The sequence below is a fragment of the Gemella morbillorum genome (genome assembly GCF_900476045.1).
Lineage (GTDB): Bacteria > Bacillota > Bacilli > Staphylococcales > Gemellaceae > Gemella > Gemella morbillorum.
This window is the reverse complement of sequence record NZ_LS483440.1, coordinates 913,205-927,880: the sequence shown is the minus strand read 5'-3', so window position 1 is coordinate 927,880 and position 14,676 is coordinate 913,205. Positions and strand designations below refer to the sequence as shown.

Sequence of the window (14,676 nt, the reverse complement as noted above, 5' to 3'; positions counted from 1 at the left end):
ATTTACACAAGGGATTTTTTTAATTGAAAGGAGAAAAAAATGAAACAATTAACATCAACACAAATAAGAAGAATGTATTTGGATTTCTTTGTAGAAAAAGGTCATAAGATTGAGCCTAGTGCTTCGTTAGTGCCAGTAGATGATCCATCATTATTATGGATTAACTCGGGGGTAGCAACATTAAAAAAATATTTTGACGGACGTGAAATTCCAGAAAATCCTAGAATTACTAACTCACAAAAATCAATTCGTACAAATGATATAGAAAATGTTGGTAAGACTGCGCGTCACCATACATTTTTTGAAATGTTAGGAAATTTCTCTATTGGTGATTATTTTAAACCAGAAGCTATTGCATGGGCATGGGAATTTTTAACTTCTGAAAAATGGCTAGCTTTAGAAAAAGAAAAATTATCAGTAACTATTCACCCAGAAGATACAGAAGCATATGATATTTGGAAAAATGTCATCGGGCTTCCGGAAGACAGAATTATTCGTATTGAAGGAAACTTTTGGGATATAGGAGAAGGACCATCAGGACCGAATACTGAAATTTTCTATGATCGCGGGCCAGAAGCTGATACTTGGTCTCCAAAAGAAGAAATGTATCCTGGTGGAGAAAATGATCGTTATCTTGAAGTTTGGAACGTTGTATTTAGTCAATATAATCATAATGCAGATGGAACATATACAGAACTTCCTGCAAAAAATATAGATACAGGAATGGGACTTGAGCGTATAGTTTCAGTTCTTCAAGATGTGCCTACTAACTTTGATACAGATTTATTTATTCCAATTATTCGAGAAATTGAAAAATTATCTGGAGCAAAATATGGTGTTAGCAAAGAACAAGATGTAGCGTTTAAAGTTATCGCAGACCATATACGAACAGTAGCATTTGCAATTGCAGATGGAGCTCTTCCATCAAATGAAGGTCGTGGTTATATACTTCGTCGTTTATTACGTCGTGCAGTACGATTTGCAAAAATTTTAGGGTTAAATAGTTCATTTATGTATAAACTTACTGACATAGTAGCTGAAATTATGATTGATTACTACCCAAATGTTAAGGAAAGTGTAAGCTTCGTTAAAGATGTGATTCTTAAAGAAGAGGACAGATTCCATGAAACACTTCATGAAGGAGAAGCAATCTTAACTAATATTGCGAACGAAGTAAAAGATACAACAAAAGTTATCTCTGGGGAAGATGCATTCAAACTGTATGATACATTTGGATTCCCAATTGAATTGACAGAAGAATATGCAGAAGAATTGGGGTTAACAGTTGATATTGATGGTTTCAATGAAGAAATGGAAAAACAAAAAGAACGTGCTCGTGCATCTCGTCATGATGATTCATCAATGCAAGTTCAGTCAGATTTATACAATAGAATTATAGGAGACAGCGAATTTGTTGGTTATACACAATTAATAGAAAAATCATCAAAACTACTTGCAATTGTAGATAAAGAGGATAATCTATTAGATAAGTATACAGGAACAGATGTAGTGAAAGTTGTCTTTGAAAGAACACCATTTTATGCTGAAAGTGGTGGGCAAGTAGCGGACCGCGGAGAGATTATAGCACTAGGCTTCAAAGGAGAAGTTCTAGATGTTAAAAAACTTCCTGATAAACGCCATATTCACTTTGTAAAAGTCGTTGAAGGAGAACTTCTTGTAGGAAATGAATATGAACTTGTAGTTAATAGAAATTATAGATTAAATATTGAGAAAAATCATACTGCAACTCACTTATTAAACGAGGCTCTTCGTCAACAAGTAGGAACGCATATTAAACAAGCAGGTTCATTAGTAACTGATGACAAATTACGATTTGATATTACACACTTTGCACCATTAACTAAAGAAGAAATCGAGAGAGTTGAACAAGAAGTTAATGAACAAATTTGGAATGCTTTAGAAATTAAAACAGAAGAAATGCCTATAGCTGAAGCTAGAAAACTTGGTGCTCAAGCATTATTTGGTGAAAAATACGGTGATGTAGTACGTGTTGTTTCTATAGGAGATTATTCTATAGAATTATGCGGTGGAACACACAATGCAAATAGTAGTGAGGTTGGAATTTTCAAGATAGTTTCTGAATCAGGTGTTGCTGCTGGAGTCCGTAGAATTGAAGCTTTAACAGGGAAAGCTGCTTATGAATATTTAAGAAAACAAGAAGAAACTCTACGTTCTGTAGAAAAATTAACAAAAGCAAATTCAGCTAATGTTATTGAAAAAGTTTCTAGTTTACAAGTAGAAATTAAAAAATTAACTAAAGAAAAAGAAATTCTTCAACAAAAAATTGCTAATGCTGAATTAAACAACTTAGTTAATGATATTAAAGAGATAAATGGTGTTAATGTTTTAACAAGTGTTGTTGAATCAGAAAACATGAATCACTTAAAACAACTTGTAGATAATGCTAAATCAAAACTAGAAAATTATGTTATTGCTTTTGCATCTATTAATGAAGATAAAGTTAATTTTGTTGTAGCAGTTGATAAAGCTATCACAGATAAATATAATGCAGGAAAACTTGTTAATGTGCTTGCAACAGTGTGTGATGGTCGTGGTGGAGGACGACCTGACATGGCTCAAGCGGGTGCTAAAAATAAAGACAACATAAACAAAGCATTTGAAGAATTACTATCTAATATTTAATCGATATTATGATAAAATTTAAAAGGAGTAAGATAATAAATTTACGTTATCTTACTCCCTTTTTTTCGTTAAATATGGTATAATAATAGGGATATAATCATTTTATGTTAAGCAACGCGTTTTACATAAAATAAACTTAGGAGGAATAAGGAAATGGAAAATAAAAAATTAGGAAAAGTAGAAATAAATCCAAGTGCATTAAGTGTTATTGCAAATATTGCAGCAACTGAAGTAGAAGGAGTTTCAAAATTATTAGGTAAAAAAGTTTATTCACGTGGAGTAGAATTAGAATTTGTAGATAATGAATTAATTATAGACGTTTATTGTAATATGAAATCAGGTTATGGTGTAGCGAAAACAGCTCGTAAAATTCAAGAGAATGTAAAAAATTCTATTTTCAACATGACTGAAATTACTACGAAAAGTGTCAATGTTAATGTATTAGGAATAGATTTTTAATTAGGAGGCTTTAATGAAAAGTAGACACGAATTAAGAGAAGCTGTATTTAAGATCTTATTCCAAATAGAAAACACGGAGTTAGACTATAAGGAACTTTTAGAACTAGAACAAGAAGAGATAGCTAATAGCAGCTATGTTAATAATACTCTAACTGAAATTATTGATAAACTTGAGGAAATTGATAATGTAATTAGTAATAATTTGAAAGATTGGAAACTTGAACGTCTTTCTAAAATGGATAGACAGATATTACGTATTTCAGCATATGAAATATTACATAGTGATATTCCATATAAGGTTTCTATCAATGAGGCGGTGGAGTTATCTAAAAAGTATAGTGAAAAGGACGAGAGCTATAAATTTATCAATGGTGTTTTAAAAGGTATAGTAGAAACTTCAACAAAATAAGAGGTAAAACCTAGTGGAAGAAAGAACATATTTAACTGTAACAGCCTTAAATAAATATATAGAAAAAAAATTTTTGCTAGATCCATACTTAAGTGAAATATATATAAAAGGTGAAATTTCAAATTTGAAACTACATAATAATAATAATATGTATTTTTCTATAAAAGATGAGAATACAAGAATAAATGCTGTGTGGTTTGGGGCTAAAAATCTTGAATTTAAAGATGGCGATACAGTTTTAATAAAATCAAAAGTCAATTTTTATTATCCTAGAGGAGAGTATAATCTTCTAGTAATGGATATAAGAAAAGATCGTATAGGTGAACTGTATCAAAAATTTTTAGAACTAAAAGAAAAGCTTGAGAAAGAGGGGTTATTTGCACCACAGTACAAAAAATCAATTCCCAAATTTAGCCAAAATATCGGAGTGATAACAGCCCAAACTGGTGCTGCTATTCAAGATATAACAAGGACTATTCAACGTCGTTTCCCTATCGCTAACATAAATGTTTATTCTACACTTGTACAAGGTGAGGCATCAGTTCAAGATATTGTAAAAAATATTAAGTTGGCCGATGAGGATAATAATGATGTAATTATTTTGGGTCGTGGAGGCGGTACAATTGAAGATTTGTGGAGTTTTAATACAGAAGAAGTAATTCGAGAAATTTTTAATTGTAAGACTCCGATAGTAACGGGAATAGGACATGAAACAGATACAACTTTAGCTGATTTCGTATCAGATAAGAGGGCCTCTACACCTACAGCCGCAGCAGAACTCGTAACACCAAATATTGAGGATATAAAAAATAGATTAAATTTTAATAAAGATAAATTATATAATAGAATAAATTTTATTATACAAGGTTATAAAAATAGAGTGCAAAATAGTATAGAGAATCCATATTTTAAAAATTATGACAATATTTATGTTGAATACAGAAAAAAAATATTATTGTTTGAGCGAGATTTATCAAGAGTAATTGAAAGTAACTTAAGAGATAAGAAACTTAACTTATCATATACTTGTGAAAAAATAAAAAATATAGATGTTTTGGTAAAGCATAAAGAGAAATTTTCTAGAAAAGTGGAACGTTTAGAAGCAAATTCTCCTCTTAACATCTTGAAAAAGGGTTATTCTATTACGTTTTCAGATAATAAAAAAATAGTGTCAATACATGAGGTTAATAGAAAAGATAATTTATCGATTCGATTAATAGATGGAATAGTTGAATGTGAAGTGACTGACATTATAGAAGAAGGAGTAAAATAATGGCTAAAGAGAATTTCGAAACTAATTTAATAAATTTAGAAAAAATAGTTCTAGAATTAGAAGAAGGGAATTTATCTTTAGAAGATTCTCTTAATCGTTATAAAGAAGGTATAGAACTAATCAAAAACTGTAATATTATTATAGAAAATGCAGAGAAGGAAGTAACAAAATTAGCTAAGGATTTCAAAAATGATGAATAAATTTCAAGTTTTTATAGATGAAAATAAAGATATACTAAACGATTTTGCAAAGAAGTATATAGAAAAAACAGATATGCCAGAATTGTTAAAAAAATCTATTTCTTATTCTTTAGTTAATGATGGTAAGAAAATTCGTCCATTATCATTTTTATATTTATTAAAATATTATGGAGAGGATTTTGCTGAATACTTTGATGTGGCATTAGCAATTGAATTAGTTCATACATATTCATTAGTTCATGATGACCTTCCAGAAATGGATAACGATGATTATCGTTGGGGAAAATTAACTAATCATAAAGTCTTTGGACAAGATGTTGCGGTACTTACAGGAGATGCTATGTTAACCTTGGCGTTTGAAGTATTAAGCAATTCTAATATTAAACCAGATTTAAAAGTAAAATTAATTTCTCAATTTGCTAATTATTCTGGGGCAATGGGAATGATTGCAGGACAAATTTACGATATTAAGCAAAAAGAGTATGAGGTTAATGCAGACTATCTTCGTAGAATGCATAGTTTAAAAACAGGAAAACTAATAGAATTACCTCTTGATTTTGCATGTCAAATTGCAGGTAAAGTAGAAGAATTAAGTGATATAAATTCTTTTGGTAAAGAATTAGGAATAGCATATCAAATTAAAGATGATATTCTTGATTATTATGGAGATTTTGAAAATATCGGTAAGTTACCGAGTGATGAGGATATGATAACTTATCTTAGTTTTTATGGTATTGAACAATGCGAAGAGTTATTAGAGAAACATACTACATCAGCCATAGAAATAGCGAGAAAATTAAAAAATTGTGAATTAGAAGATTTTTCTAATTATTTATTAAAAAGAAATAAATAAGAAAAAATGATTAGTAATCAATAAAACGATTGCTAATCATTTTATTTTGTATTATATATTATAAAGATTAGTTTATAGTATAGATATAAAAAACCACGATAGTTTAGGGGTAAACTTCGTGGTGCTATACAGTTTTAAATATTAAAACCTAGAGAAAGAGGGCATTAATTAGTTATAATATATTATGATATAAATGCAGCTTACTGGCACAAACATGAGGATTACTTTATTAAAAGTAGTTTGTACTGCAATGTATAATTCAAAACTGTATTATTTCTTAACTAAGTTAAGAATAAATTTAGCCCAACTCTGAATATTATTCAAAGTTCTCTATAAAGTGCAAATCACTTTACATAATCATTATACTAAAAAAAGGACTATATTTAAAGTATTTATGTAAATTTTATATATAACATTTTAGAATAAAAATTATAACGTAGAGTATTTTAAAAAAGTATAATAGATGATAAAATAGTTTTAGAGTATCATAATTAACATGAAAAAGAGGTGTTTAAAATGGACATTTTAGTTGCTATTAATGAGTTTAAAGGATCTCTTTCTTCTGAAGAACTCAGGGAGATTGTTACTAAAAAAATTTGCGAGATTATACCTAATGTTAATGTTAGTAGCCAAGTTATAGCGGATGGTGGAGATGGTTTTTTAGCACTATTTAAAGACTTTACTAAAGAAAATTTTATCACAGTTAATGCTTTAGGAAAAGAAATAAGAGCGGAGTATTTAATTAACAATTACAGAAAAGAAGCAGTAATAGAAGTAGCAGAAATAATAGGATTAAAGCATTTAACTGACGAAGAAAAAGATCCATATAGAACAACGACTGCTGGATTAGGAAAACTTATAAAATATTTATTAAAACAAGGAATAAAGCATTATATAATAGGATTAGGTGGATCAGCAACTAATGATTGCGGAATAGGAATGTTAACCGAACTTGGTTATAAATTTACTGATGAAAATGGAAAATACTGTAAACACGGAATCAGTGATTTGAAGAGAATAGTAAGCGTTGAAGAAGATATTAATAATGAATTGAAAGAAGCTAGCTTCACCATAATATGTGATGTCACTAATCCCTTACATGGTAAAAAGGGAGCTACCTATATTTATTCTAAACAAAAAGGATTAAAAGATGATGAATTTGAAATTGTAGATAATTATGTGAAGAATTTTTCAAATATAATTAAGGAAAAATATTCTAAGGACTTGTCTCATATAGCAGGAAGTGGTGCTGCTGGTGGGTTAGGATATGCTTTTCTCATGTTTACTAATTCTAACCTAAAAAAGGGTTCTAATTTTATGATAGATTATCTTAATCTAGAAAAGAAAATATCGGAAGTTGATATTCTTATTACAGGTGAAGGTAAGTTAGACAGACAAAGTTTTATGGGGAAAGCACCTATTGAACTTGCAAAAATTGCAAAAAAATATAATAAAAAAGTAATTTTTTTAGCTGGAAGTATTAGAGATGATGAAATAGATTTACTAAGCCATGAAGAAAAAACTATTATTGATGCATCATTTTCTATACAAAGGGGTATTTGTACACTAGAAAAAGCAATGATAAAAGAGAATGCAGCAAAAAATGTAGAAAGGACTATGGAGCAGCTTTGTGCTTTATTAGGGTTTATTTATGAAAAAACAAAATAATATTTTAATGGGGATTTTTTGCATTATAATGGCAGGGTTTGGATTTTCGCTTATGTCTTTATTTGTAAAACTTTCAGGAGATTTACCTTCTATGCAGAAGGGAATATTCAGAAATATTATAGCAGCTATTATATCTGCAATTCCATTATTTAAACATCGTTTTAATATAACTACACCAAAGAGCAAAGAAGAATGGGCTGTTTTAGTAGGACGCTCTATATTTGGAACTATAGGTTTAGTTTTGAATTTTTATGCAATTACTCATATAAGCTTAGCAGATTCTTCAATAATTCAAAAGTTATCTCCTTTTGTAATTCTAATCTTATCTTATATATTTTTTAAAGAAAAAATGACTAGTTTTCAAATAGGAGCGGTAATAGTAGCTTTTTTGGGAGTAATGTTGGTAATAAAACCTAGTGGAAGTGGATTAATAAGCACAGGTGCATTAGCCGCATTAGTCGGAGCTCTTTTTGCTGGTATGGCATATACTTGTGTAAGATACTTAGGAACACATAATATATCTGGAGAATTTATCATATTCTTTTTTTCATTAACATCAACATTAATGTTATTACCATATTTAATTTTTGATTATCATGTAATGACGTTTTATCAGCTCTCAATGTTGATTTTAGCAGGTGCAAGTGCATCTATTGGACAGTATGGAATAACTTTTGCTTATAGATATGCGGCGGCAAAAAATATAGCAGCTTTTGATTATTCACAAGTTGTATTTTCAGGTATTTTAGGATTTATTGTTTTAGGAGAAATACCTGATTTTCAGAGTTTTATTGGTTATGTTATTGTTATTAGTGTAGGTATAGTTTTAGTTTTAAGATCGAAATAGAAAGGTAACATATGTATGAAGAAAGACAATATTATTAGTATAATTTGCGGAATAGTTTTATTATCGATTATTTTATTTTTTTATCATAATTATAAAAACTTCTTTCAATATAATAATACTCAAACAAATGAAAATTTAGTCAAAAAAAATATGGAAAAAATAAAAGCGAGAGATGGAATACGAGGAGCACAACATCCAACACCGTTTATTGTAAAAAGTGAAGAAGTTGATCAAAATCTTTTTGAAAATACGCATTATAACTTATTAGGTCAACTTATATATTTACAAAAAAATCAATTACCTGATACTGAAAAAAAATTATATGCTAATAACAAAGATACCAAAGAATATATATTAGGATATTTAAATGGCCAGCAGGGGACTCCTTTTGAATATGGAGAAACTGTTGAACTGAAAAGAAAATATCCATATTACGTACAATGGGATAGACGTTGGGCATATGATGCTCTGGGTGGAACTAATGTTGCTATAGGAGGATGTGGACCCACAGTGGTTGCTATGGCATTAAGTGGTATGTTAAAAGATGAAACTATTACACCAAAACAAATTTCAGAAATAGAAAATGCAAATGGATACTTTACATCATTAGGCACGAAATGGAGTTTCTTTGATTTCATAGCAAACAAGTATAATTTAAAATCAATAAAACTATCATTATCAAAAGTATCAATTGATGAGGCTGTTGATAGAAGTAATCCTATAATTACATCCGTTCGGCCTGGAAAATTTACTACTGTTGGACATATTATTTTAATAGTAGGTAAAGATAATAATGGGAATTATATAATAAACGATCCGAATAGCTATAATCGTACGCTAAAGACATGGTCTTATGATGAATTACAAACTGAAATAATAGCAATGTGGGAATTCTCTAAATAGTAATATTTTAAATTATTGGGCCATACCTATGTTATTATGAAAATAGATAATTTTATGAATGAAAATGGTATATTTTGTTTTAATTTAGTTATGAATTTTTAGTTTGTAAAACGCTATATACTTGGTAAACCAATAATTTGATAATTAATACAAAAAAGTTTATAATAAAACATGTTAATATGGAGTAACAATTTAAAATTTTAACTAAAAATTTTATTTGGTGACTAAATTTTATAGAATATGGAGGAATAAACATGTCAGTTCTTGATATTAAAGATTTACAAGTATCAATAAATGAAAAGAATATACTAAAAGGATTAAACTTAGAAATTAAATCTGGAGAGATTCACGCGGTTATGGGACCGAATGGAGCTGGAAAATCAACGTTAGCATCTGCAATAATGGGGCACCCTAAGTATGAAGTAGATGGTGGAAGTATTTTACTAGATGGGGAAGAAGTTCTTGAGATGGAAGTTGATGAAAGAGCACGCGCAGGTCTTTTCTTAGCAATGCAGTACCCATCAGAAGTGCCGGGAGTACCAACCTCTGAATTTATTAAATCAGCTATTAATGCACAACGTGATGAAAATATGCCATTGATGAAATATATTAAAAAATTAGATCAAACAATGGAATTTTTAGAAATGGATTTAAAAATGTCTCAACGTTATGTTAATGATGGTTTTTCTGGTGGAGAGAAAAAACGTAATGAAATCTTACAAATGATGATGATAGAACCAAAATTTGCAATTTTAGATGAAATTGATTCTGGATTAGATATTGATGCTTTGAAAATAGTTTCTAAAGGTGTTAATAAAATGCGTGGAGAAGATTTTGGTTGTCTAATTATTACTCACTATCAACGATTATTAGATTATATCGAACCGGATTTTGTTCATGTACTAATGGATGGCAAAATTGTAAAAACAGGTGGACCTGAGCTTGCACTTCGCTTAGAAAAAGAAGGATATGATTGGTTAAAAGAAGAGGTCAAGTAATATGGAAAATAACAAATTAAAACTTAGTATAAAAACTTTGCAAAATATTTTTTCTAATACAGAAGAACCAACTTGGTTTTTAAACACTAGAAAATTAGCGTTATACAGAAGTTATACATTACCATTTCCTAAATTAGAGTCTATGAATTTAGATAGCTGGAATTTATTTAATATAGATTTTTCTACATTACGTCTAGAAGAGATGAATACACTTGATATTTCTAATTATGGTCTTGAACAAGATGATTTTGCAATAGTTCAAAAAAACAATACAGTAGTTCATGTTAGTATTCCAGAAAAATATAGAGATAAAGTAATTATTAAAGATATTTTTTCTGCAATGAATGATGATCATATAAAAGATAGCTTTATGAGTGTGGTAGATTATGCTGAAAACAAAGTAACAGCTGTTCATTATACATTATTGAATGCGGGATTATTTATTGATGTAAAGGAAAATATTGTTATTGAAGAACCACTTCAATATATTGTGATTTCTGACAAAGAACAAAGTTTATTTAATCATGTTACAATTAATGTAGGAGAAAATTCAACATTCAATTTTATTGAAAATTATATTAATACTACAAAAGAGGATAAAGCACCATTTAGCTTTGTAGCAGAAGTTGTAACACATGAAGGAGCTAAAATAAACTACAGTTCTATTACAAATCAACCTAGAGAAAAACGTGGCACTATTTTACGACGAGGATTAACATTTAAAAATTCTTTAATTAATTGGAATGTGGCTGCAATGGACGAAGCTGATGTTTATCATGATAATACTACAAATATTTTAGGAGATGGCTCAGAAGCTAATCTTAAAATTGTGACATTAGGAGTAAAAGAGCAAAAAACTTACTTTAATAGTGAGGTAGTTAACCAAGGTTTAAGTTCTAAAGGTGATATTCTTCAACATGGTGTACTTTTAGATAAATCACATATTGTTTTTAACGGTGTAGGTTTTATCGTGAAAGGAGCAACTGGTTCTAATGCGTATCAAAGTTCTAGAATGTTAACTTTATCATCTGATGCGAAAGCCGATGCTAATCCAATGTTATTAATTGATGAAAATGACGTTATGGCCGGTCATGGAGCATCATTAGGGCGTATTGATGAAGAACAATTATACTATTTACAAAGTCGAGGTTTAACAAGAAAAGAATCTAGTAGATTACTAGTACATGGTTTTTTATCGCCTGTTATTGCTGAATTAACAGTCGATAAGATTAAAGACTTGGTTACTGTATTAATAGATCAAAAAATCAATAATAACGAGAGTGAATAAAATGAGAAATTTATATAGTTATAGGGAAGATTTTCCTATATTGAAGAGAAAAATTCGTAATAACAATTTAGTATTTTTGGATAACAGTGCTACGACACAAAAACCTATCCAAGTAATTGATGCAATTAGTGATTATTATAAAAATTATAATTCGAATATCCATCGTTCTGTCTATACTTTAGGAGATGAATCTGAAAAAATATATGAAGAATCTAAAGAGTTAGTTAAAAACTTTATAAATGCTCAGAGTTATGAAGAGATAATTTATACAAGTGGGACTACAGAAAGTATAAATTTTATTGTACGTATGTTAGAACAAGATATAAATGAAGGCGATGAAGTTATATTAACATATATGGAACATCATGCAAATATTATTCCTTGGCAACAAATGGCTCTTCGTAAAAATTTGACTTTAAAATATTTAGAGTTTGATAAAGAAGGGAAAATTAACTTAAAACAGTTAGAAGAATATATTACTGAAAAAACAAAAGTAGTTTCGATTTGCCATGCATCAAATGTACTAGGCACTATTAATCCAGTATATAAAATTGGAGATTTACTGAAAGATAAAAATATTTATTTTGTAGTAGACGCTGCCCAATCAGTACCACACTTGAAACTTGATGTATCTGAAATGAATTGTGATTTTCTTGCTTTTAGTGCTCATAAAATGTGTGGGCCTACGGGAATTGGAGTTCTTTATGGTAAAAAATCTTTACTAAAAAAATTCAATCCTGTAGAGTTTGGTGGGGGAATGATAGGCATTGTTGATGAAACTTCAGCTACTTGGGCTCAGCTTCCTGATAAATTTGAAGCAGGTACGCCTCTTTTAGCGCAAGCTGCAGGTTTAAGTGCCACAATTAAATATCTAGAAGCTGTAGGTTTAGATAATATTGAAGAATATACAAAAGAGTTAACAGAATATATGTATTCTGAATTATCTAAAATTGAGAATATAGAAATTTATGGTCCAAAAAATGCAAAAGATAGAGTGTCACTAGTATCATTTAATTTATCAGGTGTTCATCCCCACGATCTTACAAGTTTTTTAGATGAGAAAGGAATTTGTATTCGTGCAGGACATCAATGCACTCAGCCTTTACTAAGAAAATTAGAAGTGTATTCAGTTGCACGTGCTAGTTTATATTTCTATAATACACGTGAAGAAGTTGATTTCTTTATTCAAACTCTAAAAGAAACAAAGGAGTTTTTTGAAAATGAGTTTTAGTAATTTAAAGGATTTATATAAACAAGTAATAATGGATCATAGTAAACATCCGCGTAATAATGGGGAATTAAGTGATAGTTATAAGCTAGAAATGCTGAATCCTTCTTGTGGTGATAAAATTACTGTGAGTATGAAAATAGAAAATAATGTCATTACAGATATTAAATTTACAGGTACAGGATGTTCAATATCATTAGCTTCTGCTTCAATGTTGACAGAAGAGTTAAAAGGTTTATCAGTGCAAAAAGCAAATGAAAAAATTCATGATTTTCTAAATATGATTATGGGAACTGAATTCAATGAAGAAAATCTAGAAGATAGTATTGCTTTGCAAAATATATCGCAACTTCCAGCTAGGGTAAAGTGTGCTACGCTAGCATGGAAGATTACAGAAAAAATATTAGAAGATAATAAGAAATAGAAAAAGGAGTGATAGGATTGAATAAAAATGAAGAAATGTTTACCGAGTATCAGTATGGATTTCATGACAGAGATGTTTCTATATTCAAAACTGAAAAAGGACTTACAAAAGAGATAGTAGAAACTATTTCTAAAAGAAAACAAGAACCACAATGGATGTTAGAATTTCGTCTTAACGCTTTAAAAGAATTTTATAGAATGCCAATGCCGACTTGGGGTGGAGACTTATCGGAAATAGATTTTGAAGATCTGACATATTACGTAAAACCTTCAGAAAAGACAGAACGTTCTTGGGATGAAGTTCCAGAAGAAATCAAAAATACTTTTGAAAAACTTGGTATTCCAGAAGCTGAACAAAAATACTTGGCAGGAGTATCTGCTCAATATGAATCTGAAGTTGTTTACCATAACATGCATAAACAATTTGAAGAGCAAGGTATTATTTTTGAAGATACAGATACAGCGCTTAAAAATCATGAAGAAATTTTTAAACAATATTTCTCAAAAGCGGTTGATTTTAATGACAACAAATTTGCAGCTCTAAATTCTGCAGTTTGGTCAGGTGGTTCATTTATCTATTGCCCTAAAAATGTATCTATAGAAGCACCTCTTCAAGCATATTTCAGGATTAATAGTGAAAAAATGGGACAATTTGAGCGTACATTAATTATCATAGAAGAAAATTCTTCTCTTCATTATGTAGAAGGATGTACAGCTCCTACATATTCTGCAAGTTCACTACATGCTGCTGTAGTAGAAATTTTTATTAAAGAAAATGCTCGCTTTAGATATACAACTATTCAAAACTGGTCAACTAATGTTTATAATTTAGTTACAAAACGTGCAATTGTTGAAAGAAATGGAACAATGGAGTGGGTTGATGGAAACCTAGGTTCTAAACTCACTATGAAATATCCAGCATGTGTATTAGTAGGTGAGGGCGCAAGCGGAAGTACATTGTCTATTGCAATGGCAAGTGAAGGACAAGTTCTTGATGCAGGTTCAAAAATGATTCATTTAGCCCCACGTACATCTTCGACAGTTGTTTCAAAATCTATGTCACGTCGTGGTGGTAAAGTCAACTATCGCGGGTGGATTCACTTTGGAAAAGATTCTGAGGGCTCTCGTTCTAATATAGAATGTGATACATTAATTTTGGATGAATATTCAACCTCTGATACGATACCGTATAATATAATTAAGAACTCTAATGTTTCACTAGAACACGAAGCCAAAGTGTCTAAAGTTTCTGAAGAGCAACTATTTTATTTAATGAGTAGAGGACTTGATGAAGGACAAGCTACTGAAATGATTGTTATGGGATTCATTGAACCATTTACAAAAGAACTTCCAATGGAATATGCTGTTGAATTAAATAGATTAATTTCATTTGAAATGGAAGGATCAATAGGATAAAATAGTCTAAGAATTTTCATAAATACTTTTGTAAAAGAGATAAACAG

At 29.6% G+C, this 14,676-nt stretch carries 14 protein-coding genes; all 14 read left to right on the top strand.

The features are described 5' to 3' along the window. The first annotated feature begins 39 nt into the window (after positions 1–39). Positions 40–2,664, top strand: a complete 2,625-nt coding sequence (alaS, locus tag DQN46_RS04530; RefSeq protein ID WP_111743175.1) for an alanine--tRNA ligase — start codon at positions 40–42, stop codon at positions 2,662–2,664. 153 nt (positions 2,665–2,817) lie between these two features. Next, the gene (locus DQN46_RS04525; protein ID WP_004631918.1) at positions 2,818–3,123 is read left to right on the top strand and encodes an Asp23/Gls24 family envelope stress response protein; all 306 of its coding nucleotides are present in this window, start codon (positions 2,818–2,820) and stop codon (positions 3,121–3,123) included. 13 nt (positions 3,124–3,136) lie between these two features. After that, positions 3,137–3,532 (top strand): transcription antitermination factor NusB, encoded by a 396-nt coding sequence (nusB, locus tag DQN46_RS04520; protein WP_111743174.1) that lies wholly within the window; start codon positions 3,137–3,139, stop codon positions 3,530–3,532. Positions 3,533–3,545: 13 nt separating this feature from the next. Continuing rightward, positions 3,546–4,805, top strand: a complete 1,260-nt coding sequence (gene xseA, locus DQN46_RS04515) for an exodeoxyribonuclease VII large subunit (protein WP_111743173.1) — start codon at positions 3,546–3,548, stop codon at positions 4,803–4,805. Further along, positions 4,805–5,005 carry an exodeoxyribonuclease VII small subunit gene (gene xseB / locus DQN46_RS04510; RefSeq protein ID WP_111743172.1) on the top strand — a complete coding sequence of 67 codons (201 nt, stop codon included), beginning with the start codon at positions 4,805–4,807 and terminating at the stop codon, positions 5,003–5,005. Before xseA ends, xseB begins: the two co-directional genes overlap by 1 nt. Next, positions 4,995–5,858 carry a polyprenyl synthetase family protein gene (locus tag DQN46_RS04505; protein ID WP_224207392.1) on the top strand — a complete coding sequence of 288 codons (864 nt, stop codon included), beginning with the start codon at positions 4,995–4,997 and terminating at the stop codon, positions 5,856–5,858. Before xseB ends, DQN46_RS04505 begins: the two co-directional genes overlap by 11 nt. A 516-nt stretch (positions 5,859–6,374) precedes the next feature. Next, complete coding sequence (locus tag DQN46_RS04500) at positions 6,375–7,526, top strand: glycerate kinase family protein (protein ID WP_111743171.1); 1,152 nt, start codon at positions 6,375–6,377, stop codon at positions 7,524–7,526. Continuing rightward, positions 7,510–8,373, top strand: a complete 864-nt coding sequence (locus tag DQN46_RS04495; RefSeq protein WP_111743170.1) for a DMT family transporter — start codon at positions 7,510–7,512, stop codon at positions 8,371–8,373. The genes DQN46_RS04500 and DQN46_RS04495 overlap by 17 nt, the downstream gene beginning before the upstream one ends. 150 nt (positions 8,374–8,523) lie before the next feature. Further along, entirely contained in the window at positions 8,524–9,276 is a 753-nt protein-coding gene (locus DQN46_RS04490) for a C39 family peptidase (protein ID WP_224207391.1), read from the top strand. A gap of 254 nt (positions 9,277–9,530) precedes the next feature. Next, entirely contained in the window at positions 9,531–10,274 is a 744-nt protein-coding gene (sufC, locus tag DQN46_RS04485) for a Fe-S cluster assembly ATPase SufC (protein WP_111743168.1), read from the top strand. A 1-nt stretch (position 10,275) separates the two neighbouring features. Beyond that, positions 10,276–11,562: a Fe-S cluster assembly protein SufD gene (sufD, locus tag DQN46_RS04480; protein ID WP_111743167.1), complete on the top strand. Its 1,287-nt coding sequence runs from the start codon at positions 10,276–10,278 to the stop codon at positions 11,560–11,562. Between the two features lies 1 nt (position 11,563). Continuing rightward, positions 11,564–12,793 carry an aminotransferase class V-fold PLP-dependent enzyme gene (locus tag DQN46_RS04475; RefSeq protein WP_111743166.1) on the top strand — a complete coding sequence of 410 codons (1,230 nt, stop codon included), beginning with the start codon at positions 11,564–11,566 and terminating at the stop codon, positions 12,791–12,793. Further along, complete coding sequence (gene sufU / locus DQN46_RS04470; RefSeq protein ID WP_111743165.1) at positions 12,783–13,214, top strand: Fe-S cluster assembly sulfur transfer protein SufU; 432 nt, start codon at positions 12,783–12,785, stop codon at positions 13,212–13,214. Before DQN46_RS04475 ends, sufU begins: the two co-directional genes overlap by 11 nt. Before the next feature lie 35 nt (positions 13,215–13,249). Further along, positions 13,250–14,629, top strand: coding sequence for a Fe-S cluster assembly protein SufB (gene sufB / locus DQN46_RS04465; RefSeq protein WP_111743734.1), 1,380 nt, complete (start codon positions 13,250–13,252; stop codon positions 14,627–14,629). The last annotated feature ends 47 nt before the right edge of the window (positions 14,630–14,676 follow it).

Excerpts from the sequence above, each read along its gene's own strand:
- alaS (WP_111743175.1), top strand. The coding sequence starts at position 40 with ATGAAACAATTAACATCAACACAAATAAGAAGAATGTATTTGGATTTC.
- DQN46_RS04525 (WP_004631918.1), top strand. The coding sequence starts at position 2,818 with ATGGAAAATAAAAAATTAGGAAAAGTAGAAATAAATCCAAGTGCATTA.
- nusB (WP_111743174.1), top strand. The coding sequence starts at position 3,137 with ATGAAAAGTAGACACGAATTAAGAGAAGCTGTATTTAAGATCTTATTC.
- xseB (WP_111743172.1), top strand. The coding sequence starts at position 4,805 with ATGGCTAAAGAGAATTTCGAAACTAATTTAATAAATTTAGAAAAAATA.
- DQN46_RS04505 (WP_224207392.1), top strand. The coding sequence starts at position 4,995 with ATGATGAATAAATTTCAAGTTTTTATAGATGAAAATAAAGATATACTA.
- DQN46_RS04500 (WP_111743171.1), top strand. The coding sequence starts at position 6,375 with ATGGACATTTTAGTTGCTATTAATGAGTTTAAAGGATCTCTTTCTTCT.
- DQN46_RS04495 (WP_111743170.1), top strand. The coding sequence starts at position 7,510 with ATGAAAAAACAAAATAATATTTTAATGGGGATTTTTTGCATTATAATG.
- DQN46_RS04490 (WP_224207391.1), top strand. The coding sequence starts at position 8,524 with ATGGAAAAAATAAAAGCGAGAGATGGAATACGAGGAGCACAACATCCA.
- sufC (WP_111743168.1), top strand. The coding sequence starts at position 9,531 with ATGTCAGTTCTTGATATTAAAGATTTACAAGTATCAATAAATGAAAAG.
- sufD (WP_111743167.1), top strand. The coding sequence starts at position 10,276 with ATGGAAAATAACAAATTAAAACTTAGTATAAAAACTTTGCAAAATATT.
- DQN46_RS04475 (WP_111743166.1), top strand. The coding sequence starts at position 11,564 with ATGAGAAATTTATATAGTTATAGGGAAGATTTTCCTATATTGAAGAGA.
- sufU (WP_111743165.1), top strand. The coding sequence starts at position 12,783 with ATGAGTTTTAGTAATTTAAAGGATTTATATAAACAAGTAATAATGGAT.
- sufB (WP_111743734.1), top strand. The coding sequence starts at position 13,250 with ATGTTTACCGAGTATCAGTATGGATTTCATGACAGAGATGTTTCTATA.